The following is a 26,099-nucleotide window of genomic DNA, read 5'->3' as shown; positions in this document are numbered from 1 at the left end:
CTGCCTTTTAAAGATAGCGGGAGCCCGTACCCTCCAGAAAGGCGCGGTTACGTTCCACGATATCGAACACGAATTCCGCAACGGCGCGCACCCGGGCCGAAGCCGCAAGATCAGCATGCAGGACAAGCCAAAGATCCTGGGACACGGCGTCGGCGTCAGAGTTCAACCTGACGAGGTCCTTGGCCCGGTCGCCCATGAAGCACGGCAGCATTGCGAGCCCCATGCCGGCGCGGACGGCGACATATTGGGCATAAAGGCTCGATGTCACCAGAGCGGGGGACATTCCCTGCAGCACCCCGGCCGCCCATTGGGCTGCGGGAAGATCGGCATACGTCTCCGACCATGTCACGATGCGCCTCGGGCCCGTCTTCTCCGCTTCGCGCACAATGTCCGGTCGGCCATAGACTCCGTAACGCTGCACCCCAATCTTGCGGATGACGACGTTGCCTTGTGTCGGCCGTGTCAGCCGCAGGGCCAGATCCGCCTCGCGCCGGTTCAGATTCGCAGAGCGGATATCCGTTATGACCTCTGGTACCAGCGATGGATGGGTCGCCACGAGACGCGGCAGGTCCGGCAGGATGAGCATGTTGGCCAGATTCTCCGCCGTCGCCAGGGTGACGTGACCCGACACGGCCTGCCTGTCGGCCGCACCCCTTTCCACCGCATTGGCCGCCTCTTCCATGCGCTCGGCCCTCGCAAGCAACTCTTCCCCGTCATCCGTCAGCAAATAACCGGTCTTCGATTTGGCGAAGAGCGTGACGCCGAGTTGATCTTCCAGAAGGGCGATCCGCCGCCCGATCGTCGAGGCATTCCGGTATGCCCGCGCCCCAGCCCGACTGAGACTGCCGAGCCGCGCGACCGCCAGAAAGTCACGGATCAGGTTCCAGTCAAGATCGCGCATTTCTGCAAAACTCTCCGGCAAACGATGTCATCTTGATGCGTGGAGCGCAGATATTAGGGATGTTGTACGACCGACGATACCCCTTCCTTTACAAGACTCCCGCGCCGCCGCCCATGCGGTGCTTGAACAGCTCGAGCCCGGCGCCGCCGAACGCAATGCCTCCCTGCTCGACACGATGTCGCCCACGTCGTCGACTTCGTCTGTCTCGATCTTCGAGGCAATCGGCAATACGTTTGCAGTCGGATGAGCGCCGTTCGGATCAGTTTTCGGTCAGATCGAATTCGATCGCATAGACGTCCGGATCGTCCGGCTGTTTCTCCACGGTGAAGCCAAGCGCGCGAACCAGATCGAGCATGGCTTCGTTCTCCCGAAGGACTATGCCGCGCAGCTTCTTTATGCCTCGACGCCTGGCCTCCCGGACCAGTTCACCCATGAGGCGGCGTGCTATGCCTTTTCGCTGCCAGGCGTCACTGACGACAATAGCGAAATTGGCGGAGTAGCCACCGGCATTCACATGGAAGCGCGCCACCCCGACCTGCTGCTCGTCTTCGCCGTTCTCTGCCAGCGCCACGATGGCGAATTCACGCTGGAAGTCGACCTGCGTGAAACGAGCAAGCTGTTCGGCCGTCAAGCCGCGGCTGCTGCCGAAAAACCGGAGGCGGCGGGCATTGGGCGACAGATTGGCCACGAAGTCGCGCTCCTGATCCGCATCCTCCGGATGAATGGGCCGGATGTGAATCACCGAACCGTCGCGCAGCGTTTCGCGCAGGTCGACATGCGTCGGGTAGGGTGCGACGGCGAGATGCGGACCGGCATCGGCGGGATCGGTCAGGACGATTCGGGCGTCGATCGCCAGCACACCTTCCGGTCCGGCGAGAAGCGGGTTGATGTCGAGCTCGCCGATCTCGGGCAGGGCGCTTACCATATCGGAGATGCAGATCAGAACATCGACGATCGCATCTCTATCGGCGGCCTGTAGATTTCGAAACTCGTCGAGAAGTCGGTCGGCGCGGGTTTTACGAATCATGCGCCTGGCCAGAACTTCGGTCAGCGGCGGCAGGCTCACCGAACGGTCGCGCAGCACTTCGATCTGTGTGCCTCCGAGCCCGAAAGCGATGGCCGCACCGAATACCGGATCGCGTGTGACGCCCACAAAGAGTTCCCGCGCATCACGGATCCGCGCCATGGGTTCGACGGCCACGCCTTGGATCCGCGCCTGCGGTCTCAACCGCGCCGTGCGCGCCGTCATCTCACGAAACACGGTCTTCGCCTCGTCGAGCGACTGGATATCGAGATGCACGCCGTCGACGTCGGACTTGTGCGAAATATCGGGCGAGTGGATCTTGATGGCGCAGGGGAAACCCACCGATGCGACAGCGCTCTCCAGCGCTTCTTCGGTTTTGGCGAAATGGGATTTGTCGGTGGGGATACCGAAGATCGAGAGCAGGTCCTTGGCCTCGATCTGCGACAGCGAATTTCGATTGGATGCCCTCGCGCCGTCGATGATCGCTTGGGCGCCGGCAATGTCGTGCTCCGGCATATGGCGCGGACGCGGAACCTCGAGCGCCAGATCGTGCTGCCTCTTGTGCTGGGCAAGGATCGAGAAAGCGTCGACTGCGCCTTCGGGTGTGGTAAAATCGGCAATGCCGGCCTGCGACAGTTTCGAGCGCGCAGTAACCACGGACGTATGACCCATCCAGCAGGCCAGAACCGGCTTTCCCGGTGCGGCGCGTGCAGCAGCGATCACATGGTCGGCGCAGGCTTCGGGGTCGGTCATCGCCTGTGGCGTGAGCATCGCCAAAACGCCGTCGAAGGTGTCGTCCTCGAGGCAGGCAGCAACCGCTGCGCCGAATTGCGGCGCGGTGGCATCGCCGATGACGTCGACCGGGTTGCTCCGCGACCAGTGCTCCGGCAGAACCCCGTCGAGCTTTGCGACGGTTTCGTCCGTCGGCGATGGAAGCGCCAGGTCCAGTTCGCTGGCGCGGTCCGAAGCAAGAACGCCGGCCCCGCCGCCATTGGTCACGATGGCAAGACGGTTTCCGCGAACCTTCTGCCCGAACGATAGAATTTCCGCGGCGGCAAAGAGCTGGGCGAAGGTCATCGCGCGCACCGCGCCAGTGCGTTCGAGCGCGGCGTTGAAGACGTCGTCATTGCCCATCAGCGCGCCCGTATGCGTTGCCGCGGCGCGTGAAGCGTCCGCGCTGCGTCCGGCCTTGAGAACGACGACGGGCTTGTGCCAGGTCGCATAGCGCAGGGCGGACACGAAGGCGGGGCCGTTGCGCACGCCTTCGACATAGAGAAGGATCGCCTTGGTCTTCGGATCGTCTGCCAGGAAATCCACCACATCGCCGAAGCCGATATCCAGCCCGTTGCCGAGCGACACGAGCGCGGACAGCCCGAGATGGTTCGGCTCTGCCCAGTCGGAAATGGCCGAGCACAGCGCGCCCGATTGCGACACGATGGCGAGCGAGCCCTTCGGAGCCGTGGTGCGCAGGAAGGTGGCGTCGAGATCCAGCCATGGGCGCACGAGACCCACGCAATTGGGGCCGAGCACGCGAATGCCGGACTTCTGAGCGATGGCGAGCAACTCGTCGCGCATTGCCGTTCCGCTATCGGCCTCACCGAAACCGGCCGAAAGCACGATAACGTGCTTCGTTCCGTGCGCCGCGCAATCCTTGAGGATCGCTGGCACTGTTTTGGCGGGGGTGCAGATCACCGCGAGATCGACAGGCTGTCCCGCTTTGCTGATCGATGGGAGGCAGCGGTGGCCCATCACCGTCTTGTGCCGGGTGTTCACCGGGTAGACCTTGCCCGCGAAGCCGGATGCCGCCAGCTTCCTGAAAACCTGGGCGCCTACGCTGCCGGACCGTTCGCTTGCGCCGAAAACGGCGATGGAGCGGGGGTCGAACAGCGGTGTCAGGGGGTGGCGGTCGGCGGCCGGAACGGTCGGCATCTGTTTCATCGGTAAGCCCATCTGTCGCTGCGTGGTCGCCCCGTATCGTCCCGGTGTGACAGCAGAATGTCGGGCATCGGGACCAAGGTGTGGTCATGGCGGCCGGAGCACTCGCACGGCAAAGGTGCGGCGTAATTGATATGGCTCAATCTCGATACCGCATGGCGAACTTAAATTGGACCCCGAAAGGAGCGCATGCGATGTCTGGCCAAGAACTCGTTTTCAGAACCGACAACCTGACGAAGGTTTACCAGACGGGCGAGGTGAAGGTTTTCGCTCTTGCCGGGGTTGATCTGGAACTGTTCTCCGGTGAACTGGCCGTGCTGCTCGGCCCGTCCGGTAGCGGCAAATCGACCCTTCTGAACATTCTGGGCGGGCTCGATCACGCAACGGACGGGCGTGTCTGGTTCCACGATCTGGAACTGACCGATTTGGGCGACCGCGGCCTGACGCGCTTCCGCCGCGACCATGTCGGTTTTGTTTTCCAGTTTTACAATCTGGTGCCCAGTCTGACGGCGCGGGAGAACGTCCAGCTCGTCACCGATGTCGCGCGCGACCCGATGACGCCGGAAGAAGCGCTGGAGCGTGTCGGCCTGTCGCACCGGCTCGATCACTTCCCCGCGCAACTGTCGGGCGGCGAGCAGCAGCGTGTCGCGATTGCTCGCGCCGTTGCGAAACGGCCCGAAGTGCTGCTCTGCGACGAGCCGACCGGGGCGCTCGACAGCAAGACCGGCATTCAGGTTCTCGAGGTCCTGAAACACCTGAATGAGGAGTTGGGAACCTCGACCGTCGTGATCACACACGCTGCAGAGATCCGAAAGATGGCGCACCGGGTCATCTGGTTTCAGGACGGCCGAATTGCCAATACCGAGATCAATGACGAACGGCTTGAACCGGCCGAGATCGACTGGTGACGACGGTGGAAGCGCTCGACCGGAAACTCCTTCGCGACTTCATACGGCTCTGGCCCCAATTTCTGGCGATCTCGCTGGTTCTGGCAGCCGGCGTTGCGGTGCTTCTCATGTCCTTTGGCATGTCGGCGGCGCTGGAGGACACCCGCAAGACCTATTACGAGCGCAACCGGTTTGCCGATATCTTCGTCGATGCGCGCAGCGTACCGATCTCGTTCGTCGAGATCATCCGCCGGATCGACGGAATCGAGGCAGTCGAAGCACGGGTCACCACATTCACGACGCTCGACATTCCCGGAAAGATCGACACGACGGTTGCCTATGTGGCCTCGCTCGCGCCTGCTGGCCCGGTCCTGAACCGGCCGACGCTGCGCCGCGGCCAATGGCCCGATCCGCAATCGACCGGCGAGGTCGTATTGAACGCACCCTTTGCCGAGGCGAACGATCTGTGGCCGGGCGACCGGTTCACCGCAACGCTCAACGGCGTCAAACGCGATTTGACCGTCGTTGGCTGGGCGCTGTCGCCGGAATTCATCTATACGATCGGGCCGGGCAGCCTGATTCCCGACGACGAGGATTACGGGATCGTCTGGATGCCCGAACGCGCGCTGGCCGCGCTATTGGACCGGACGGGCGCGTTCGACAATCTGGCCGTCAAGCTGCGCCCCAGCGCCCGGCCAAAGCCGATCATCGACATGCTGGACCAGCTGCTGGAGCCTTATGGAAGCTGGGGTGCGATCGGACGTGACGAGCAGACGTCGAACGCCTTCATCGATGCCGAGATCACACAGCTTCGCGCACTGGCTTACATCCTGCCGCCCGTCTTTTTGGGGATCACAATATTTCTGGTGAACATGGTGATCGGACGGATCGTCGCGCTCGAACGGGCCGAGATCGGTCTGCTGAAGGCGCTCGGCTACTCCGATATCGCAATCCTCTTTCATTATCTTCTGCTGGCCGGGCTCGTGGCGGTCTGCGGCGTCGCGCTGGGTTACGCGGTCGGCAGCTGGCTGAGCTACGGGCTGGCGCGGCTCTACGCGGACTTCCTGAAATTTCCCTATCTGATCTACACGGTGTCCTGGAACGCCTATGTCGTTTCCGGCCTGCTGGGGCTGTTCGCAGCCAGCGCCGGGGCGGCGCGGGCGGCATGGAGCGCGGCACGGCTCGCGCCCGCCACGGCGATGTCGCCAACGGCGCCGCCCCGGTTCAGGCGCAACTGGATCGACGTCGCTCTTCGTCGGATGCATGTCAGCCAGCCGACGATGATGATCCTTCGAAGTCTGATCCGATGGCCCGTGCGTGCAGCGATGAGCGTGCTCGGCCTGTCGCTGGCCGTCGCCATTCTGGTATCGTCCAACTTCTTTCCCGATTCCCTCGATCTGATCATCGATACCGGCTTTCACCAGTCGAACCGGCAGCATGTCGTGCTGTTCTTCAACGACACCATGGACGAAAGCGCCCTCGAGGACGCCGCGCGCCTGCCCGGCGTCCTGCAGGTCGAGGGCCAGCAATATCTGCCCGTGATTCTGCGCCACGAGCACCGGCAGAAACGTGCGGTCATCGAGGCCCGGCGGCCGGGCAACGATCTGAGCCGTATCGTCTCCGCCGAAGGCGAGATCGTCGATGCGCCGCCGGGTGGAATCATGCTGTCCGAGCGGCTGGCGGCGCAGCTCGGTCTCGCGGTCGGCGACATGGTCGAGGTCGAATTTCTGGGCAACCGGAAGGGCGCCTACGATCTGCCGGTCACGCGGCTTGTCACGCAATATTTCGGCCTGGGCGCCTATATGGACCAAGAGACCGCCGATCGCCTCTTCCAGCAGGCGCCGCAGGTCTCGGTCATCAATGTGACGGTCGATCCCGCCCGCAACGCGGCGTTCCAGGCCGCGCTCAAGGAACTGCCGCGGCTCGGCGGCCGGGCGATGATGGTCGAGAACCGCAGGGGTTTCGAGGAAACGATCAGCGAGAATATCCTTGTTTCCACAATGGTCTACGCTTTGCTCGGTATATTGATCACGGTCGGCGTCGCTTACAATGGCGCGCGCATCCAACTTTCCGAACGCGCTCGGGAGCTGGCCAGCCTGCGGATTCTCGGCTTCACCCGTGGCGAGGTCGCCTACATCCTGATGGGCGAAATCATGCTGCTCGCCCTGATCGCGCAGCCGCTCGGCTGGTGGATCGGCTGGGCGGTCGCCAAGCTGATGACCGATAGCTTCACGAGCGATCTCTACGCGATCCCAATGGTTCTGAAGGTTTCCACCTTCTCCTCCGCCAGCCTTATCGTCCTCGGAGCAGCGATGGCCTCCGTCCTTGTCGTCCGCCGGCGACTCGATCGCATTGACCTCGTTTCCGTCATGAAAACCAGAGAGTGAACCCATGGCCCATGCGCGCAGAAATATCGTTCTTGGCCTGATCGGCGCCGGTGTGGTCGGCGGGCTTCTGTTCCTGACGTTCCGGCCAGAGCCGATCCCGGTCGATCTGCACACGGTCGAAACAGGAAAGTTCGAGATTACCGTGGATGTCGACGGCACCACCCGCGTGGCTGAAATCTTCGAAGTCTCCACACCGATCTCGGGCATGGCGATGCGTTCGCCCGTGCGGGTGGGCGACCCGGTCGTGGCGGGGGAGACTGTGGTCTCGCGGGTCGAGCCTTCGGCGCCCGGACTGCTCGATGCGCGCACGCGGTTACAGGCCGAGGCGGCGGTTCGCGAGGCCGAAGCGACCCTCTCCGTGGCTCAGACCGGCTTGGCCGAGGCCCTGGAAGTTCATTCCTACGCCCGACTGAAATTCGAGCGGACGAACACTTTGGCGAAGCGTGGTGTGGTATCGGCATCGCGGCTGGAAGACATCCAGCAGCAGCTGGCTGTGACCGAGGCGGCGCTGGAGGCGGAGAGGGCGCGTATCGACCAGGCGAAAAGTGGGTTGCAACGCGCCAGGGCGGCACTGGTCGAGGCAGAACCGGGCAATGGCGCCGAAGTCTGCTGCGTTCCGATTGTCGCGCCTGCCGATGGCGTCGTGCTCGAGATCGACCATGTCAGCGCGCGGCCCGTCACGGCGGGCCAGCGCCTGCTGACGATCGGCGATGCGGCGCAGATCGAACTGGTCGCCGATCTTCTTTCGTCGGACGCCGTGCGCCTGCCGGATAACGCCCGCGCGCGCGTGGAACGATGGGGCGGAGAGCCGCTGGAGGCGCGCCTGTCCCGTATCGAGCCCGCTGGCCGGACCAAGGTCTCGGCGCTCGGTATCGAAGAGCAGCGCGTCGATGCGGTGTTCGATCTTCTGGCGCCGCCCGAAACACGTGAACAGTTGGGTCACGGCTTCGCCGCCTATCTGCGCGTCGTGATCCACGAAGAGGAAAACGCGGTTCTCGTGCCGCTCAGCGCCACCTTTCGGGTTGACGATGACTGGGCGGTCTTCAAGGCCGACGGCGACCGGGTGTCGCGTGTGCCGATCGAGCTAGGCCGCCGGAATGCGCGCTTCGCTGTCGCCATATCGGGGCTTTCACCCGGGGATCGTGTGGTCGAGCATCCTCGTGAAGATCTGACCGACGGCGCGCTGATCGTGCCTAGAACGGCTCTCTAGACGCCCGGTCAACCACGGCGAGACTGATTTTACATGACGAAACCGGCGCGGCCGATTGCCAATCAGACTTGGAAGGAACGGAACCTTTGAAAACGCGCGTGACGGCATTGGATCGACAGTCCTCCGATGGCTTGACCTCCGACCAGATTGAGAAGATGCGCGGCCAATATGGCTGGAATGAACTGCCGCGCCCGCCATTACCGGGGCCTCTAGGGGTTTTCCTGAGGCAGTTTCGGGGCACGCTCGTTCTAATTCTCGTCATTGCTGCGGCCATCGCCTTCTTCCTCGGTGAACGGGTCGATGCCCTGGCGATCGGTCTCGTCCTCATCCTCAATGCGGTGATCGGTTTTGTTCAGGAATGGCGCGCCGAAACCGCGCTCGATGCCTTGCGGTCCATGCTGTCGCCGACGGCCATCGTGGTCAGGGACGGTCGCGAGCAGGAGATTGCCGCCCGTGAGCTACTGCCAGGCGATCTGGTGATACTTGCGACAGGCGCCGCCGTCCCCGCCGATATCTGGATCACTGCGGCAACGAATGTCAGCGTCGACGAAAGCGCCCTGACGGGCGAATCGCTACCGGTCGAAAAGTCGGAAAATGCCGAAGGCGACGACAGCAGGATATTCGCCGGAACAGCGCTTGTGAAAGGTCGGGCGCAAGGCCTCGTGACCGCTACCGGCCAGGCCACGCAATTCGGCAACATCGCCCGATTGACCGGACAGCTCAGCGAAAAACGAACCAATCTTCAGCGCCGTCTCGGTCGTCTGGCCCAGAAGATCGGGATCGGTGCGATCGCCATTGCAGGCGTGGTCGTCGCGATCGGTATGGCCGTCGGTCGTCCGCTTTTCGAAATGTTCATGACGGGCCTATCGCTTGCGGTCGCCATGGTGCCCGAGGGTCTTCCCGCCGTCGTGACGATCACTCTGGCGCTGGGCGCCTCGGCGATGGCGCGCAAGAAGGCGTTGGCACGCCGGCTGCAGGCCGTCGAGACGCTGGGCGCGGCCTCGGTCATCTGTACGGACAAGACCGGAACGCTGACGGAAAACCAGATGACGGCGACCGAGGTCTGGACGGCAGAGCGGACCTATGTCGTGACAGGCGAGGGGTACGATCCCACCGGACGTATCGAAACCGACCGACAGCCGGTGCGCGCCGGGGACGACCCGGTCCTTGCCGCGCTTCTAAAGACCGGACTCGTCTGCAACCATGCCGTCCTGCAGAAGGACGGCCCGGCCTGGCAGATGATCGGCGAGCCGACGGAAGGCGCGCTCGTGACGCTGGCGTTCAAGGGATGGTCGCCTCCCATCCATCAGGCTGAACGCCTAGCCGAAAATCCGTTCAGCAGCGAACGCAAACGGATGAGCGTTCTGGCTCAGGATGGCGAGGCGGTTCGTCTCTTCGTTAAGGGCGCGCCGGAAACCATTCTGGAGCGCTGCACCGACGTGATGACCGGTGCGGGCCCGCAGCCGCTGGATGGCACGACGCGCGATGCGGCTCTGCAATCCTACGCCCGCATGGCGGGGCGGGGACTGCGGGTGCTGGCCCTTGCCGTGCGAAATGCCGCGCCGGGCGATATGGCCGAAGAGCGGCTCTCTTTTCTCGGCCTCGTCGGCATGATCGACCCGCCACGGGTCGAAGTGAAGGCCGCGCTCGATCTGGCGCGGGCGTCGGGAATACGGGTCGTGATGATTACCGGCGACGGGGCGGTCACCGCGTCGGCCATCGCCTGCCAGATCGGGCTGGGCACACCCGACGTGATCGAGGGCGCGGAGATCGACGGTCTGGACGATGAAGAGCTGGCCGCGCGCCTGACAGGCGACGTCCTCTTTGCGCGGACCCGCCCGGAGCACAAGCTGCGTATCGTCAAGGCGCTGCAGACGAATGGCAAAATCGTTGCCATGACGGGAGATGGCGTCAACGACGCCCCGGCCCTCAAGCAGGCGGATATCGGCATCGCAATGGGCATTCGCGGAACCGAGGTGTCGAAAAGCGCCGCGGATCTGATCCTTCTCGACGACAATTTCTCAACGATCGTCAAGGCGATCGGCGAGGGGCGCCGGCAATTCGAAAACGTTCGCAAATTCGTTCGTTATCTGCTGTCGTCGAATGCTGGTGAGGTCATCGCCATCGTCGTCAATCTCCTTATCGGCGGACCGCTGATCTTTCTGGCCACGCAGATCCTCTGGATGAACCTGGTGACCGACGGGGTAACGGCCGTCGCGCTGGGGCTGGAGAAGGAGGAGCCGGACCTGATGGATCGGCCGCCTCGCGCCGCCGATGAGCCGATCCTCGGCATGAACGGTCTCGCACTCATCGTCCTCTTCGGCTCATATACCGCAGCGGCGTCGCTCTGGATTTTCTACAGCCTGCTGCCTTTCGGCGCCGATCTGGCGCGCACCGCGGCATTCACGGCCATGCTGGTTTTCGAAAAGGTCAGCGTTTTCGCGTTCCGCTCGCTCCGGCGTCCGGTGACAAGCATTGGCTGGCTTTCCAACCGTGTCCTTATCATCGCTTTCTCCGTCAGCCTTTGCCTGCAGGTGGCGGCTGTCTATTGGGCGCCTTTGCAGGCGCTTCTGAAGACCGTTCCGTTATCGCTCGAACACTGGACGACCATCGGCCTGCTGGCGCTACCGCTCATCGTCGTGCCCGAACTCGTCAAGGCCGTCGCAATCCGCCGCAAGTCGCAGAGGCCCCATTCATGAAACGCAAATCGCTCGTACCGCTTCACGATCACTCGCATGAAGGAATTGCGAGAAGGATTGCCGATGCAAAAACGCCGAGCCATCTGAAGGATTTCATCTATGGCGGCATCGACGGCGCCGTTACGACGCTTGCCATCGTCGCGGGAGTTCAGGGCGCCGGTTTCTCGCCAAAGGTCATCATCGCACTTGGCGCGGCCAATATCGTCGCCGACGGCTTCTCCATGGCGGCCGGCAATTACGCGGGCACGCGGGCGGAATCGGAGGAAGTGGCGCGGCTGCGCGCCGTCGAGGCGGACCATATTGCCAGGGCACCTGAGGGCGAGCGCGAGGAATTGCGGCAGATCCTCGCCGCAAAGGGGCTGTCCGGCGAGCCGCTCGAACAGGCGGTCGACGCCATTTCGAGCCGCGAAACGGCGTGGATCGACATGATGCTCGTCGACGAATATGGCGTCTCGCCTGTGGCGCCGGCGCCGATACGCGCCGCGCTTGCGACATTCGGCGCTTTCCTGGTTGCAGGGCTGGTCCCGCTTCTCCCCTTCGTCTTCGGGCTGGCAAATGCCTTTACCGTGTCGTGGGTGATGACTTTCATCGTCTTCGTCGCGATCGGCGCCATCCGCGGACTGTGGTCGCTCCGCTCCTCATGGTGGACCGCCGCCGAAACCCTTCTGATCGGCGGGACGGCCGCGGCGATTGCCTTTGCGGTCGGAACGCTTTTCCATCCCTAGGCGAAAGCGCTGTTTTCCCAGGCTGGCGGACCGAGCAGCGACCGGGCCGTGTGAACGAGGATCGTCGGGCCGATCATACCGGTCGCCTTGCCAAAGCGGGCCACTGCTGTCGAACCGGGTGATTTCATGTGCGCCGGTTCGTGGAAGGGGTGGGTCCGTCGATTCCGGCCATTACCGTCTTCCTTCCGAGTCCTTCGCTTTCATCACCCGGCGGACCATCTTGCCGAAGGCCTTGTCTCTCGACCTGCGCTCGGCAAGGCTTGCGGTATTGAACGCCTCTTCCGCCCTGAGCTTGCGCCAGCGTTCCAACCGTACCGGATCGATCGCTCCATCTTCGATGGCCTCCCGCACCGCGCAACCGGGCTCCGACAGATGTTGGCAGTCGTTGAAACGGCACCGGGCCGCCAGGTCGTGAAGGTCGGCGAATACGCTGTCGATACCGCTTGCGGCCTCGGTCAGCTGCAATTCGCGCGTGCCTGGGGTGTCGAGTACGACGCAGCCACCGGGCACCATGTGCAATTGCCGCCGTGTGGTCGTATGGCGGCCCTTGGCGTCATCTTCGCGAATGGGTTGCGTGGCAATGGCTTGCGTGTCGGCCAAGGCGTTGGTGAGCGTCGACTTACCGACACCCGACGAGCCCAGAAACGCAACGGTCTGACCCGGACGGCACCATTCGGCCAGCTTTACTCTTGGCTCATCGCCGCGAGCATCGAGGGTCACGACCGGAACCAATTCCGAGATGGTCTGCGCCATTGCCGCATAATCGGCGGTATCGCCGACCAGATCGGCCTTGGTCAGGACGACGACAGGCGTGACGTCGGCCTCGAATGCAATGGCGACGTAACGTTCGAGGCGGGCGATGTTGAAGTCCTGATTGCAGGACGAAACGATGAAGATCGTGTCGATATTGGCGGCGATCAACTGAACCTGCCGATCCGTTCCCGGCGCACGTCGCTTGATTACGCTGGTGCGCTCAAGAACGCGGCTCGATTTATGGCGCTCGCGGTCGAGCAGCACCCAGTCGCCGGTCGTCGTATCGGGAAGCGGGGGAATGGTTTCATCGACTTCGTTGCCGAGAACGTGAAGCGCGCCGCGATGCACTTCGACGACGCGAACCGGTGGTGTGCGGATAAATTCATCGGCGCTGATCTGACTGGCGAAGAAGGGTTTCCAGCCAAGTGCTTCAATGGTCGAGGGTGGCCGTGGCGTACTGGCCGTGCGGCTCTGTAGGGGAAACAATGCGGAATAGTCCCGTGGCATGATGGGTCGCTTTCACGTCTGCACCGCGAACCAGGCGCGGTCGTAAAGTGTCGGTATGAGCTGAGGTCGCAAATCAACGCGGGCGCCGAAACATGCTCGGCCGCCTTGATCGTCGTCGAATCTGCATCGGGAGGGCCGTTGCGCCTCCCCACTTTACCGGGACATAAAAGCTCCATTCCAGGAACCTCTAATCTATGAAATATGGGGCACAGCGACAAGCGTTTTCTTCTGCCGGCGTAGCGCCAAAACGCTGCGGATCGACAGACGGAGCGGCCCATTGGCTCGCAGGCCGGGACGATGTCAGGCCGAAAGAGTCGAGCATCGATCTAACAAAATATGCCAAACCGCAGACGCGCCCTCTAGACGATCGGTCTACACCACCTATATGGCAGTCATGGATCAGCAGACCGATACACGCAGCCACATTCTCCAGGTCGGGCGACGTCTGACGGCGCAACGCGGCTATACCGGTGTGGGACTGAGCGAACTCCTGACCGAGGCCGGCGTTCCGAAAGGTTCGTTCTACCATTACTTCTCGTCGAAGGAAGCCTATGGCTGCGCGCTTCTGAAGGCCTTCGTCGACGATTATCAGACCCGACTGGCCGCATCCTTGGATCATCCGGGCATGAATGGGCGGGAGCGGTTTCTGGCCTATTTCGCGGACTGGCATCGCAATCAGGTCAGCTCGAACCTTCAGGATCGTTGTCTGGTCGTGAAACTGGCGGCTGAAGTTGCGGACCTTTCCGATACGATGAGCGACATCCTGAAAAGTGGCGTATCGCGGATCGTCGATCGCCTGGCCTTGACCCTGCGACAAGGGAACGAAGACGGAAGCGTTGCGTTCATTGCACATCCCGACGCCTTGGCCTGGTCGATCTACAATCAATGGCTGGGCGCCAGCCTCGTGGCCAGCCTGTCGCGTAGCGATGCTCCCCTTGTCGCTGCAATGAAGGACACGCGCGAGAGAATCCCTGCGGGATAAAAAATTTTGCAAGGTTGTAGACGACCGGTCTAATTTTAGGAAGGAATATGCCATGAAGATCTTTTATCGAACCGCCGCGACCGCCAGAGGTGGCCGATCCGGCGAGTCCCGGCTCGATGATGGAAGCTTTGCCGTCAATATGGTTCGCCCAGATAGCGGCGAGACGGGTGTGAACCCCGAACAGCTGTTCGCGCTGGGTTATGCCGCCTGCTTCGACAGTGCCATGGAGCTTGTCGCCAAAAAGCTCGGTCTCTCCGCGAAAGACGCTTCCAGCACCGTCGAGGTCGGGATCGGCCAGCGTCAGGACGGCGGCTATGCGCTCGATCTCGACATCACCGCGCATCTGCCCGGAATGGCCGATGACGACGCCCGCAAACTCGTAGAGGCGACCCATGAGGTCTGCCCGTACTCCCATGCGACCCGAGGCAATATCGAGGTTCGCCTCCACATCGACACGAAAGACGTTTGAACATGAAGAATTTCACCTATCACAACCCGACGCGTATCCTCTTCGGCAAAGGACGCATTGCCGATCTGGACGATCATGTACCGGACAATGCTCGCGTGCTGATCCTCTACGGCGGCGGCAGTGCCGAGCGGACCGGCGTTCTCGACCAGGTTCGCACGGCGCTGGGCGAACGCACGATCACGGAGTTTGGAGGTATCGAGCCGAACCCGCGTTACGCCACGGCGATGAAAGCGGTCGATACCGCCCGGCAGAACGACGTCGATTTCCTGCTTGCCGTTGGTGGCGGGTCGGTGATCGACGCCACGAAATTCATTGCCGCCGCGATGTATCATGACGGCGATGCCTGGGAGATTCTGACCTCCCATGGTTCGGTTGTCGGCAAGGCCGCTCCCTTTGGCACTGTCCTGACGATCCCGGCGACAGGTTCGGAGATGAACCCGGGCTCGGTCATTACCAATGAGGAGAAGGGGGCGAAGCTCGCCTTCATGAACGCGCATTGCTATCCGCAATTCTCTGTTCTCGATCCCGAAGTGACCTTCACTCTCCCGGAGCGTCAGATCGCCAACGGCGTTGCGGACGCCTTCGTGCATATCATCGAGCAGTATCTGACCTACCCGGTCGACGCCCGTGTGCAGGACGGTTTTGCGGAGACCCTTCTGCGCACCCTTATCGATCTCGGCCCGAGAGCGCTCAGGGATCCGAAGAACTACGAGGTTCGCGCCAATCTGATGTGGACCGCGACCTTGGCGCTTAACGGCCTGATCGGTGCCGGTGTGCCGCAGGACTGGTCGAGCCACATGATTGGCCATGAGATCACCGCCCTCAACGACACCGACCATGCGCGCACGCTCGCGGTCGTACTCCCCGCGCTGATGGACGACCAGCGCGACCGGAAGACGGGCAAGCTGCTGCAATATGCCGCCAATGTCTGGAACATCAACGAGGGCGAAGACGCCACGCGAATTGATGCGGCCATCGCCGCGACGCGCGATTTCTTCGAAACCATGGGCATAGAGACCCGACTGGCCGATTACGGCGTCGGCGAAGCTGGCATCGATCATATCGTTTCCGCGCTCAAGGACCATGGCATGACCGAGATGGGCGAGCATGGCGCCATCACCCCGGAAGACGCCCGCCGTATTTTGAACGCGGCTGCGTAAGGAGCATAGACATGACACAGACAAACGATACGAACCGTCAGCTCGTGCTGGCGGAGCGGCCGAAGGGCGAGCCGACCGAAGATACGCTGCGGCTTGAAACCTCCGCCGTGCCTGAACCTGGCGAAGGGCAGATGCTCCTTCGCACACTCTATCTCTCGCTCGATCCCTACATGCGTGGACGCATGTCCGACGCGCCGTCCTATGCAGCCCCGGTGGAGATCGGCGGCGTCATGGTCGGCGGCACCGTCGCCGAAGTCGTCACCTCGAATGTCGAAGGTTTTGAGGGCGGGGATCTGGTTCTGTCCTTCAACGGGTGGCAGGATTACGCGCTTTCCGACGGGCAGGGACTGCAAAAGCTCGGCGGCATCGATCACCCCTCGTGGGCCTTGGGCATTCTCGGCATGCCGGGTTTCACAGCCTGGGCAGGATTGATGGAGATCGGCCAGCCGAAGAAAGGCGAGACCATCGCCGTGGCTGCGGCGACGGGTCCCGTCGGCGCCACCGTCGGTCAGATCGGTAAGATTCTCGGTTGCCGTGTTGTGGGCATTGCCGGCGGCGCCGAAAAATGCGCCTACGCGGTCGATGAGCTGGGCTTCGATGCCTGCATCGATCACAAGGCCGATGATTTTGCCGACCGATTGAAGGACGCCTGCCCGGACGGTGTCGACGTTTACTTCGAAAATGTCGGCGGCAGGGTATTCGACGCCATTCTGCCGCTTCTGAATGCCAATGCGCGCGTTCCGCTATGCGGGCTGGTGTCGCAGTACAACGCCACCGCGCTGCCGGAAGGGCCGGACCGTATGGGATGGCTGATGGGCCAGATCCTGCGCAAGAAGATCACCATGCGCGGCTTCATCATCTTCGACGATTTCGGCCATCTCTACCCGGATTTCGCCAAGCAGATGCAGCAATGGGTCGAAAGCGGTCAGGTCAAATATCGCGAAGAGGTGATCGACGGACTGGAGAGCGCGCCTGAAGCGTTCATTGGTCTCTTGAAAGGCGAGAACTTCGGCAAGCGGGTTATCCGCATTTCTGACAAGTAAAGTGACAAGTAAAGGAAGATATTATGAAAATTCTGATGGTTCTGACTTCGCATGACGAACTCGGCGATACCGGCAAGAAGACCGGCTTCTGGCTCGAAGAATTCGCCGCGCCCTATTATGTCTTCAAGGATGCCGGCGCGGATATCACGCTTGCATCTCCCAAAGGCGGTCAGCCGCCCATCGATCCGACCAGCGATGAGCCGGACAACCAGACCGAGGCAACCGAGCGGTTCAAGGGCGATGAAGAGGCAAAGCAGCATCTGGCGACGACGGAGCGTCTGGCCGATGTCGACGCCACCAGCTTCGATGCGATCTTCTACCCCGGCGGACACGGACCGCTTTGGGATCTCGCGGAAGACGCCGACAGCCGCCGCCTGATCGAGGCGTTCGCATCCAGCGATCGTCCGGTGGGGGCCGTGTGCCACGCACCGGCGGTGTTCCGTCATGTCACAGCTGCGTCGGGTGCTCCCCTCGTGAAAGGCCGCAAGGTCACTGGTTTCACCAATAGCGAGGAAGAAGCCGCAGGTCTGACCGATGTGGTGCCCTTCCTGGTCGAAGACATGCTGAAGGAGAAAGGCGGCGACTATGCCCGCGGCGACGACTGGGCCAGCTTCGTGCTGCGCGATGGCAAGCTCGTAACGGGCCAGAACCCTGCTTCGTCCGCTGAAGCGGCGCGCGAAATACTGGCTTTGCTCAGCTAAGTGCAGGGGCGCGGCCAAGCGCTGCGCCCCATTTTTTTCCTCGCATTTCAAAAGGGGATTTTTCAATGACATCGATTACCACGGTCAATCCTGCCACCGACGAAAAGCTGGAAACCTACGAGTTGATGGGCGAGGATGAGGCCTTCGCTAGGATCGAAGCCTCTCACATGGCGTTTCGCGACTGGCGGCTCAAATCTCATGACGAGCGTGCGCCCTATCTGCAAGCCATTGCAAAGGGGCTGCGCGACAACGCCGAAGCGCTGTCCGCGCTGATGACGCACGAAACGGGCAAGCTGCTGCGCGATGGCAGAATGGAGGTCGAGCTTTGCGCCCAGATCTTCGAATACAGCGCCAATCAGGGGCCGAAGGTCCTCGCGGACGAGGAACGCACCTATGAGGGCGGCAAGAAGCGCGGCATTGTTACCCATGCGCCCATCGGCGTGATCTACTCCATCCAGCCCTGGAATTTCCCGATCTATCAGCCGGTCCGGGTTCTGGCGGCCAATCTCATGGCTGGCAACGGCGTTATCCTTAAACATGCCAGCATTTGCACCGGCAGCGGTCTCAAACTGCTGGAAATTTGCCGTGAAGCCGGTTTGCCCGAAGGCCTGTTCGACGTGCTTGTGATCGACCACGACACTTCCGACAGAATCATCGAACACGATCTGATCCGCGGCGTGACCATGACGGGTAGCGACGCTGCGGGTCGTCACATCGGCCAGTTGGCCAGCAAGAACCTCAAAAAGACCGTTCTCGAACTGGGCTCCAACGACGCCTTTCTCGTTCTCGAAGATGCCGACATCGAACTGGCTGTGAAGACCTGTGTCATGGGGCGGCTGTTCAACAATGGCGAAACCTGCGTTTCGGCCAAGCGTTTCGTCGTGACCGAAGCGGTTTACGACGCTTTCGTCGAAGGCTTCGTCGCCCAGATGAAGGCGGTCAGGATCGGCGACCCGACGGCGGACGAGACCCAGCTCGGCCCCGTATCGAGTAAGGATCAGTTCGACACGCTGGTCGAGCAGGTCCAAGAAAGTCTCGATGGCGGCGCCGACCTGCTCTGCGGCGGCGATCCGCAGGACGGGCCCGGCCAGTACTATCCGGCTACGGTGCTGGCCAACTGTCAGCCCGGCACGCCCGCCTATGATGACGAACTCTTCGGTCCGGTAGCCTCGATCATAAAGGCCCGCGACGACGAAGACGCCATGCGCATAGCCAATGACAGCCGTTATGGCCTTGGTGGCGGTATCTTCACTCGCGACGAAGACAAGGCCATCCGGCTGGCCCGCGACCATTTCGATACGGGCATGGTGCGGATCAACAATTTTGGCGCGGCAGACCCCAATATGCCGTTCGGCGGCGTGAAGAATTCCGGTTACGGCCGCGAGCATGGCGGTTTCGGCATGAAGGAATTCACCAATGCCAAGGCGATCTTTCTGCCCTGATCAAAGGTGCTGAGAGACGCCAGAACGAACCGTAGAAAAGGAAATTCGATGAACATTCTAGTTGCAGGAGCGACCGGCAATACCGGAAAACGATTGATCGGAGAACTGATCGCAAATGGCCACAGTCCCATCGCACTTGTCCGCGACGGTTCCGACACCAACGGCCTGCCGGAGGACGTCACCCTTCGCAGAGGCGATCTCACGGATCTGCAGGACGGGGTCTGCAAAGGCTGCGACACGGTCGTCTTTGCCGCTGGATCGGGCGGCGACACCGGTCCGGAAATGACGGACAAGGTCGATCGCGATGGCGCCAAGCGTCTGATCGATCTGGCGGCGAAGGAAGGGGTGAAGCGTTTCGTAATGCTGAGTTCGGTAGGGGCCGACGACCCTGATCCGCAATCCGAACTGGCCCATTACCTCAATGCCAAGCATGAGGCCGACGAACATCTGAAGGCGTCCGGGCTGCCTTATGCGATTCTCCGCCCGGTGCGACTGACCGATGAAGACGGCACGCGCGACATTCTTCTTGGCGACGAGGTGGACCCGAAAGCCGAGGCTGCTCGCGGCGATGTCGCCGCGACGCTGGCGCGGGCCGTCGATGACGATGGCTGGCTGGGAAAGGCACTGCTTATGCAGTCCGCTTGATGTTGTCGTAAAAGCACCGCTGCCCACGGTAAGAGCAACGATCCGGCCTTTTGGCCGATACGTTCTAAGGCGTGGGCGGTGGTGCAATTGCACCCGAGCTTAGATCAAGGCGGTCGAAAGCACCTCGAAATAGCTCAGCAGCACGAGAACGATCGCGACCGCCAGAAGGAACGGCCAGATCGCCCGAAGAATGGCGGTCGGAGACGTCCCGCTCATGGACGAGGCGATATAGAGGCCGATGCCGACGGGCGGGGTCAGGAGGCCCAGAACCAGGTTGAGGCAGATTACGACGCCGAACTGGTAGGGGCTGATATCGTAGGAACCCGTCGCGATCGGCAGCAGGATCGGCGTGATGAGGATGACTGCCGCGATCCCGTCGATCACCATACCCACCAGCAGCAAAGCCAGGTTCACGATCAGAAGGAACATGAACGGATCGGCGGTGATCGAGGTGATGAGCGCTGCCAGCTTCTGCGGCACCTCTTCGTAGATGATCACCCAGCCAAAGACGTTCGCCGCCGCGATCATGAAGATGACCATCGAGGCGTTTGCGGCCGTTCGACGGAAAATCGCCCCCAGATGACTGGGTTTCAGATCGCGATAGGCGAGCCAGCCGACGATGAAGGCGATGAGCGAAGCGATCGCCGCCGATTCGGTGGGCGTGGCGATGCCAAGCAGAATGCCGCCGATAATGGCGAGCGGAATAAGAAGCGCGGGCAGCGCTTCCAGCACGGCGCGGCCTGCTTGTCTGTAGGGCATCCATTCGCCCTTGGGAAACTCCCGGCTCCAGCCGATCAGCGTGATGACGAGAGCGAAAGCGATCACGAGCAGAAGGCCGGGAATGATGCCGGCAATGAACATCTCGCCAATCGGCACCTGCGCCAGAACGCCGTAGATGACGAACATCATCGAGGGCGGAATGACCGGCGCAAGCAGTCCGCCGGCGGCAGTTGTGGCCGCCGCGAACCCCTTGTCGTAACCTTCCTTCTCCATGGCCGGCACCATAGCGCGGGCCATGACGGCGATCTGCGCGGTCGCCGAGCCGATTATGGCGGCCATGAAGGTGTTGGCCAGAAGGTTGATATAGGCGAGGCCGCCCCGGAAGCCGCCGACGAAAGCCTGCGCCATACGGATCAGGCGGCGCGTCATGCCGCCTTCATTCATCAGTTCGCCCGTGAGCATGAAGAGCGGGATGGCCAGGAGACCGTAGTTCTCCACGCCGCCGAAGATCTTCTGCGCGAAGCTGTCGAACAGAATCGTATTGCCGCTTTCCCAGATGTACCAGATCGCGGTGATCGCCAGAACGATCGCGACGGGAACCGAGGCGAACAGCGCGACGAAAAAGACGATCGGGCTCATGCGCCGGGCTCGCTTAGCGGCGGACGCAGCAAATGCACGGCGGAGTGCAGTGTCGCGCCCAGCGCGAACAGCCACATTACCAGCCAGAAGAGATATTTCGGTACGCCGAGGGTCGAGGTCGGTTCCGCGTAGATGAAGTTGAAGGTCGTGCCTTGGAAAGCGATCGTGTCAAGCCCGGCCCTGAACAGTTCGAGCGGCATGAACCAGCGCCAGCAGAACCAGACCATCATGAGGGCGAAGGCGAAAACCATCGCATCCACCGTCTTCAGAATAACGGCCCGCGCTCGCGGCGGTACCGCATCCGGCAAAAGCGTTATGGCGACGGCCGTGCGGTAATGAAGGGAAGCGGATGCACCAAGAAAGGTCATCCAGGCCATGGCGTAGATGGCCAGTTCGTCAACCCAGAACAGAGCGTTGCCGGCGGTTCGCGTCACGACATTGAGGAGGATCAATACCGTGACGCCGAGCGCCAGAAACGCGGCGCATCCAAGTTCAATCTTCGCCCAGGCTGCCGAGAGCCGATATAGCATGACCGATCCTTACAGAAACAAAGAAGGCTCGACCTGCGCATCGACAGGCCCCCGTCGCGAAGTTTACTCGGTATCCTTGGCGACGGAGCGCAAATCGGCCAGGGAGGAGGCTTTTTCGGACCAGATCGCGTTCCATTTCTCGATGGCGTCGCCGAAGAAGGATGCGTCGACCTTGGTATAGGTCTTGCCGGTGCCTTCGATCTGTTTCAGCCAGTCCGCCTCCTTGGCGATGTAGCTGTCGATCGTGGTGTCGACATGCTTGGCCATCAGTTCCCGGATCATGGCGCGATCCTCTTCGGAAAGCTGGGACCAGACCTTGGCCGAGACCAGCCCCACCATCGGGAACATCATGTGATCCGATTGCAGGATCGTGTCGGCGTGTTCGTAATATTTCAACACCCAGATCAGTTCGGCATCCATGTCGATCGCATCGACCTGCCCATTGGCGAGCGCATCGTAGACGGCGGGGAGCGGCATCGGCGTCGGGGCCGCGCCGAGGGCGTTGTAGAAATCGAGAATAGGCGCGAAAGGGGTGATCCGCAGCTTCAGGCCGCTCAGATCGTCAGCGCTGTCCACGTCTCCACGGCTGACGATCTGCCGCAGACCCGCCATGCCGTAGCCGACACCGACCACGCCGACCTGGCCGGGCAGCGGTTCGAGCAACGATGCTGCGACGTCTGAACGCAGGATACGGCCGGCATGTTCGATGTCTTTGGCCATATAGGGCGCATAGAACGCACCGAGGTCGGGCACCCTGTTGGACACTTCGGCGACGGTCATGAACGCCATATCCAGCGCGCCGGTCTGAAGCTGCTGCAGCATTTCGGCTTCATTGCCCAGTTGTCGTGCGGGAAAGACCGATACGCTGTGCGCGCCATCGCTCTTTTCGGCCAGTTCGGCGCCGAAGGCCTCGGCCGCCTTGGTCCAGATGTGCGGCGGCGGCGTGATCAGGCCCAGACGGAAATCTTCGGCATGGGCCGAAAAAGCCGTCGTGGCCAGAATGGCAGTCGATACGAGAAGTTTTGCAAATCGTGTCATTATCGTCCCCGGTCGGTCCATTGCGTTACATGCGTTATGGTTTCAGACAGTTACCCAGCCTTCGGGCGGTTCTTTTCCAGGATGCACCGTTTTACAGTTCGGGCACGTTCTTTGATCTTCCGATGCATAGAACTGTTCGTAAACGGGAGGCAGGTCATCGACAATGGATTTCAACTGCATTTCTGCGCGATGGACGAGAGAGCTGCATTCGAAACAGTACCATTCGATGGCATCCAGTTCGCCGGGCTGACGCTTGGGTTCGACAACCAGACCGATGGAGCCTTTCTCGGGCCGCTGCGGCGAGTGGCGGACATGCGGTGGCAGAAGAAAGATTTCGCCTTCGCGGATCGGCACGTCGTAGAACTCTTCTCCGTCATAGATCTTCAGCACCATATTGCCTTCGAGCTGATAGAAGAATTCCTCGACCGGATCGTCGTGATAATCGGTTCTCTTGTTCGGCCCGCCAACCACCGTGACCATAAGGTCGGCATCTTCCCAGATCTGCTGGTTGCCGACCGGCGGCTTCAGAAGATGGCGGTGCTCATCGATCCAGGCCTGAAAGTTGAAAGCTTTGAGTTTTGTCATGGGTGTGTCTCCGTCGATGAAAACTTCCGGGATTTCGCCCATGACCGCAAAGCTCTATTGGCGAAGTCGGTATCGGAATTGGTTATATCGAAGCGTCCCGGGCCAAACGATCAGACCTTGAGGCCGCACCGGCCGAATTCCTCGCCGATTAGCGTCTTTTCGGCGTCGGTCAGTTCCAGCATGGGCGCGCGCACCCGCCCGCCGGCCTGGCCCAGGAGGCTCTGCCAGTATTTTCCGAAAGCCTGCGGCTTATCGGCAGGGCGCGCACGCTTGATGGCTTCGCGGACCGGTTCCAGACTGTCGCGGATTTTACGGGCCTCCTCGAACTGGCCGGCGAAGGCCAGCTGCGTATAGGCGTCCATCCGCTTGTCCTTGGCCGATTGCAGCAGATAGGGGGGCGATGAGCAGAGGTAGAGCTGCCATCCAAGCTCCTCGATATTGTCGAGCCATTCGTCTTCCGAAGAGGTCGACACCAAAATCCGATCGCCGACCATACGCGACAGTTCCACATACATCGGGCGAGGCACCGAATATTTGATCGCCACGATGTTGGGCAGCTCGGCAATGCGCGCGCATTCCTCCGGCTGCATGACGTAGCCGCTATCGGGATGGCTCCACATGGCGATGCCGATGTCGAGTTCGTCGCAAAATGCTTTGTAGTAGCGGTAGAGAACTTCGCCGCGATCCTGAACGAAGCTCAGCACCGGCGCGTGCAGCACGATATAGTCGGCGCCGCAATCCTGCGCATGCAGGGCCAGTTCCATGGCCGTGTTCATATTCTGGTCCGAGACGGAGACGATCACCCCGGCCTTTCCGGCGCATTCGTCCACCGCGATCTCGAAATTGCGTTTGCGTTCCTCCAGGCTCATGGAGAAGAACTCGCCCTGCTTGCCAGCGATGAACAGGCCCTGAATGTCCAGTTCGTCGATCCAGTGGCGGATGTTGGATCGCAGCGCCTGTTCGTCGAGAGCCAGATCGCCGTCGAACGGGTTGAGCGCGGCGGCCCAGATCCCCTTCATGTTCTCGCGCGCATACTCTTTCGCATCGAGAGCCTTGTATTTCATCTGTCAGTACCTTCCTGGCCAGCTATTCGTGAAAGCCGCCTAAAAGGGCGCGTCCGGCCGCCGCAGCCAATGCGAAAGACGAAAACTGGCTATCAAAAATTTCGATACCAAACTCCTTTCAATTCAGGCTACTTCATTGCGAAAAGAGAGATGTGACGATGAAACTGGGCCTGATCGGAAAAGGTGCGATCGCGCATTATGTGAGCACCGCTCTCGAAGAGCGTGGCCATGTGGTGGGCGCAGTTCTGCTGCGTGAAAGAAGTATCGAGCGGGGTCAGCCGCTCCAGGTCGCGGCCGTTCAGGATCTGCCGGACGATCTGGATGCGGTGATCGACTGCGCCGGTCATACCGCACTCGCCTATTACGGTCCCGACATTCTGGCCAGTGGGATCAGTCTCATTACCGTTTCGGTCGGGGCGCTGGCCGACATCAGGTTGCACGAAGAGCTGGAGGCGGCCGCGCGCCACGGCAAGGCACGGCTACATCTTGCCAGCGGCGCCATCGGCGCGCTTGATTGCCTTCAGGCTGCCCGTATCGGTCGGCTGGACCGCGTGACCTATACCGGACGCAAGCCGCCGGGCGGATGGAAGGGATCGCCGGCGGAGGCGTCGCTGGATCTGGACCGGCTTCAAAGCGGCGCATGGCCGCATTTCAAGGGCACGGCCCGCGAGGCGGCGCTGGCCTACCCGAAGAACGCCAATGTCGCGGCGGCCGTCGCGCTGGCCGGGGTCGGGTTCGACGCAACGGAAGTCCAATTGATCGCGGACGCCGACATTACGGAGAATATCCACCAGATCGAGGCGGAGGGGGAGTTCGGAAGTCTGCGTTTTGAGATCAAGGGCCGCTCTTTGCCGAACAATCCGCGCAGTTCGGCTCTCGCGGCGATGAGCGCCGTCAGCAAGCTGGAACAGACATTCCAGCCGATCGCCATATAGTAGCGCTTATGATCGCCAGGCATTCCCGTATTGTCGACCGCGCCCTGACCCGGCTTAAATTGCGCCAGCTGCGCCTGCTCGTTGCCGTGGGCGATCATGGCAATATACAGAGCGCGGCGCGCGAGCTCGGCATTTCCCAGCCTGCCGCCACCAAGATGATTCAGGATCTCGAACTCGATTTCGAGGTGAAGCTGTTCAGCCGCACGAACCGGGGCGTGATTCCGACCGTTTTCGGTCAGACCCTGATCCGTCATGGCAAGCTTATCTTCGCGCAGGTGTCGAACGCCGCGCAGGAGCTCGACGATCTCAATGAAGGCAATAGCGGTCGGGTGGTGGTCGGCACTCTGCTTGCCGCATCCACGAGCCTGCTGCCCGCGGCGATCGACAGTCTGCTGACCGAACGGCCGAAAGTCGCGATCAAGATCAATGAGGGCACCAATGAGGTACTGATGCCGGCCCTGCTTTCAGGCGAGATCGACATGGTGGTGGGGCGTTTGCCGTCGCATCGCCATCGCGACAAGATCACGCAGGAAATTCTGTTCGAAGATCGTGTTCTCGCCGTGGTCGGCAACCAGCACCCGTTGGCCGGGAAGGCGGCGCTGTCCTTCGATCAGATCAAGCCGTTCGGTTGGATCCTCCCGCCGCTCGAGACCACATTGCGGCGTCAGATCAACCAGTTCTTCGTCAATGAAGGGCAATACCAGCCTCAACTCGCCATCGAGTCGGTCTCCTATCTGCCGACCCGATCGCTCCTGCAGATGCGCGATCTGATTGGTCTCATGCCGGCGGAAGTGGTCTCGCAGGACATCGAAAACGGCAATCTGTCGCGGCTCGACTGGGCTGTGCCATTCGGGCGGGGACCCATCGGTATTTCCTATCGAACCGATGGCAGCCTTTCGCCGGCTGGACTCGCCTTCCGGCAGGCGCTCCATACTGCTGCCGCGCAACGCTAGCGTCGCGGGATCGCCGCCATGTCCCTGGTTTTGACAGTCGGGTGCGGAGAGCCGTGTCCGGCGATGGGCTGGTATTCGTCGAATCGATATCGGTATTCGGCTAATTCACTTGAAGTGATGGGCGCACTTGCCTGATTTGGAGACGCTGGATCAAGGAGGCGTCGG

The 26,099-nt window shown here is 61.7% G+C and carries 23 protein-coding genes; 14 read left to right on the top strand and 9 right to left on the bottom strand.

The annotated features are described in order from the left end of the window. Positions 1-7: 7 nt before the first annotated feature. Positions 8-901 (bottom strand): LysR family transcriptional regulator, encoded by an 894-nt coding sequence (locus tag B7H23_RS04140; protein WP_094076081.1) that lies wholly within the window; start codon positions 899-901, stop codon positions 8-10. A gap of 259 nt (positions 902-1,160) precedes the next feature. After that, positions 1,161-3,863: a bifunctional acetate--CoA ligase family protein/GNAT family N-acetyltransferase gene (locus B7H23_RS04135; RefSeq protein WP_206608847.1), complete on the bottom strand. Its 2,703-nt coding sequence runs from the start codon at positions 3,861-3,863 to the stop codon at positions 1,161-1,163. A gap of 191 nt (positions 3,864-4,054) precedes the next feature. Here B7H23_RS04135 and B7H23_RS04130 point away from each other — a divergent pair, with 191 nt between their 5' ends. From B7H23_RS04130 to B7H23_RS04110, 5 genes are all read left to right on the top strand, one after another. Continuing rightward, positions 4,055-4,768, top strand: coding sequence for an ABC transporter ATP-binding protein (locus B7H23_RS04130; RefSeq protein ID WP_094076080.1), 714 nt, complete (start codon positions 4,055-4,057; stop codon positions 4,766-4,768). Continuing rightward, positions 4,765-7,134, top strand: a complete 2,370-nt coding sequence (locus B7H23_RS04125; RefSeq protein WP_206608846.1) for an ABC transporter permease — start codon at positions 4,765-4,767, stop codon at positions 7,132-7,134. The genes B7H23_RS04130 and B7H23_RS04125 overlap by 4 nt, the downstream gene beginning before the upstream one ends. A 4-nt stretch (positions 7,135-7,138) precedes the next feature. Then, positions 7,139-8,344, top strand: coding sequence for an efflux RND transporter periplasmic adaptor subunit (locus B7H23_RS04120; protein WP_094076079.1), 1,206 nt, complete (start codon positions 7,139-7,141; stop codon positions 8,342-8,344). 86 nt (positions 8,345-8,430) lie between these two features. Continuing rightward, positions 8,431-11,043, top strand: a complete 2,613-nt coding sequence (locus B7H23_RS04115; RefSeq protein WP_206608845.1) for a cation-translocating P-type ATPase — start codon at positions 8,431-8,433, stop codon at positions 11,041-11,043. Beyond that, positions 11,040-11,768 carry a VIT1/CCC1 transporter family protein gene (locus B7H23_RS04110; RefSeq protein WP_094076078.1) on the top strand — a complete coding sequence of 243 codons (729 nt, stop codon included), beginning with the start codon at positions 11,040-11,042 and terminating at the stop codon, positions 11,766-11,768. The genes B7H23_RS04115 and B7H23_RS04110 overlap by 4 nt, the downstream gene beginning before the upstream one ends. Here B7H23_RS04110 and B7H23_RS16265 read toward each other — a convergent pair. Together B7H23_RS16265 and rsgA are read right to left on the bottom strand one after the other, a co-directional pair. Then, entirely contained in the window at positions 11,765-11,896 is a 132-nt protein-coding gene (locus B7H23_RS16265; RefSeq protein WP_276293554.1) for a hypothetical protein, read from the bottom strand. The two genes, B7H23_RS04110 and B7H23_RS16265, sit on opposite strands and share 4 nt — an antisense overlap. Before the next feature lie 43 nt (positions 11,897-11,939). After that, on the bottom strand, positions 11,940-13,028 hold the full coding sequence (gene rsgA, locus B7H23_RS04105; RefSeq protein ID WP_094076077.1) for a ribosome small subunit-dependent GTPase A: 1,089 nt from the start codon (positions 13,026-13,028) through the stop codon (positions 11,940-11,942). Positions 13,029-13,422: 394 nt separating this feature from the next. On the opposite strand from rsgA, the gene B7H23_RS04100 reads away from it, so the two are divergent. The 7 genes from B7H23_RS04100 to B7H23_RS04070 all read left to right on the top strand — a co-directional run bounded on the left by B7H23_RS04100 (position 13,423) and on the right by B7H23_RS04070 (position 19,470). Next, positions 13,423-14,010: a TetR/AcrR family transcriptional regulator gene (locus B7H23_RS04100; protein ID WP_094076076.1), complete on the top strand. Its 588-nt coding sequence runs from the start codon at positions 13,423-13,425 to the stop codon at positions 14,008-14,010. Positions 14,011-14,062: 52 nt separating this feature from the next. Further along, on the top strand, positions 14,063-14,479 hold the full coding sequence (locus B7H23_RS04095) for an organic hydroperoxide resistance protein (RefSeq protein WP_094076075.1): 417 nt from the start codon (positions 14,063-14,065) through the stop codon (positions 14,477-14,479). 2 nt (positions 14,480-14,481) lie between these two features. Further along, positions 14,482-15,639, top strand: coding sequence for an iron-containing alcohol dehydrogenase (locus B7H23_RS04090; protein WP_094076074.1), 1,158 nt, complete (start codon positions 14,482-14,484; stop codon positions 15,637-15,639). Between the two features lie 11 nt (positions 15,640-15,650). Further along, positions 15,651-16,682 (top strand): NADP-dependent oxidoreductase, encoded by a 1,032-nt coding sequence (locus tag B7H23_RS04085; RefSeq protein WP_094076073.1) that lies wholly within the window; start codon positions 15,651-15,653, stop codon positions 16,680-16,682. Positions 16,683-16,705: 23 nt separating this feature from the next. Beyond that, positions 16,706-17,383, top strand: a complete 678-nt coding sequence (locus B7H23_RS04080; RefSeq protein WP_094076072.1) for a type 1 glutamine amidotransferase domain-containing protein — start codon at positions 16,706-16,708, stop codon at positions 17,381-17,383. Positions 17,384-17,448: 65 nt separating this feature from the next. Then, positions 17,449-18,825 carry an NAD-dependent succinate-semialdehyde dehydrogenase gene (locus B7H23_RS04075; protein ID WP_094076071.1) on the top strand — a complete coding sequence of 459 codons (1,377 nt, stop codon included), beginning with the start codon at positions 17,449-17,451 and terminating at the stop codon, positions 18,823-18,825. A gap of 48 nt (positions 18,826-18,873) precedes the next feature. Continuing rightward, the gene (locus tag B7H23_RS04070) at positions 18,874-19,470 is read left to right on the top strand and encodes an SDR family oxidoreductase (RefSeq protein ID WP_094076070.1); all 597 of its coding nucleotides are present in this window, start codon (positions 18,874-18,876) and stop codon (positions 19,468-19,470) included. A gap of 99 nt (positions 19,471-19,569) precedes the next feature. Here B7H23_RS04070 and B7H23_RS04065 read toward each other — a convergent pair whose 3' ends face one another. The 5 genes from B7H23_RS04065 to B7H23_RS04045 form a co-directional block, all read right to left on the bottom strand. After that, positions 19,570-20,829 (bottom strand): TRAP transporter large permease, encoded by a 1,260-nt coding sequence (locus B7H23_RS04065; protein WP_094076069.1) that lies wholly within the window; start codon positions 20,827-20,829, stop codon positions 19,570-19,572. Then, entirely contained in the window at positions 20,826-21,359 is a 534-nt protein-coding gene (locus tag B7H23_RS04060) for a TRAP transporter small permease (protein ID WP_094076068.1), read from the bottom strand. The genes B7H23_RS04065 and B7H23_RS04060 overlap by 4 nt, the downstream gene beginning before the upstream one ends. 63 nt (positions 21,360-21,422) lie before the next feature. Then, a complete protein-coding gene (locus B7H23_RS04055) occupies positions 21,423-22,397 on the bottom strand; it encodes a TRAP transporter substrate-binding protein (protein WP_094076067.1) in 975 nt (324 codons plus the stop codon). A 42-nt stretch (positions 22,398-22,439) separates the two neighbouring features. Next, the gene (locus B7H23_RS04050; RefSeq protein WP_094076872.1) at positions 22,440-22,982 is read right to left on the bottom strand and encodes a 3-hydroxyanthranilate 3,4-dioxygenase; all 543 of its coding nucleotides are present in this window, start codon (positions 22,980-22,982) and stop codon (positions 22,440-22,442) included. Between the two features lie 110 nt (positions 22,983-23,092). Then, positions 23,093-24,046 (bottom strand): dihydrodipicolinate synthase family protein, encoded by a 954-nt coding sequence (locus B7H23_RS04045; protein WP_094076066.1) that lies wholly within the window; start codon positions 24,044-24,046, stop codon positions 23,093-23,095. A 158-nt stretch (positions 24,047-24,204) separates the two neighbouring features. Between B7H23_RS04045 and B7H23_RS04040 the strand changes: the two genes are divergently transcribed. Continuing rightward, positions 24,205-24,981, top strand: a complete 777-nt coding sequence (locus tag B7H23_RS04040; RefSeq protein WP_094076065.1) for an aspartate dehydrogenase — start codon at positions 24,205-24,207, stop codon at positions 24,979-24,981. Positions 24,982-24,989: 8 nt separating this feature from the next. Next, positions 24,990-25,934: a LysR substrate-binding domain-containing protein gene (locus B7H23_RS04035; protein ID WP_094076064.1), complete on the top strand. Its 945-nt coding sequence runs from the start codon at positions 24,990-24,992 to the stop codon at positions 25,932-25,934. The last annotated feature ends 165 nt before the right edge of the window (positions 25,935-26,099 follow it).

This window comes from Notoacmeibacter marinus (assembly GCF_002238045.1).
In the GTDB taxonomy this organism is placed as follows: Bacteria; Pseudomonadota; Alphaproteobacteria; order Rhizobiales; family Rhizobiaceae; genus Notoacmeibacter; species Notoacmeibacter marinus.
Note: the sequence above shows the minus strand (reverse complement) of the source record. Positions and strands in the feature narration are given on the sequence as shown.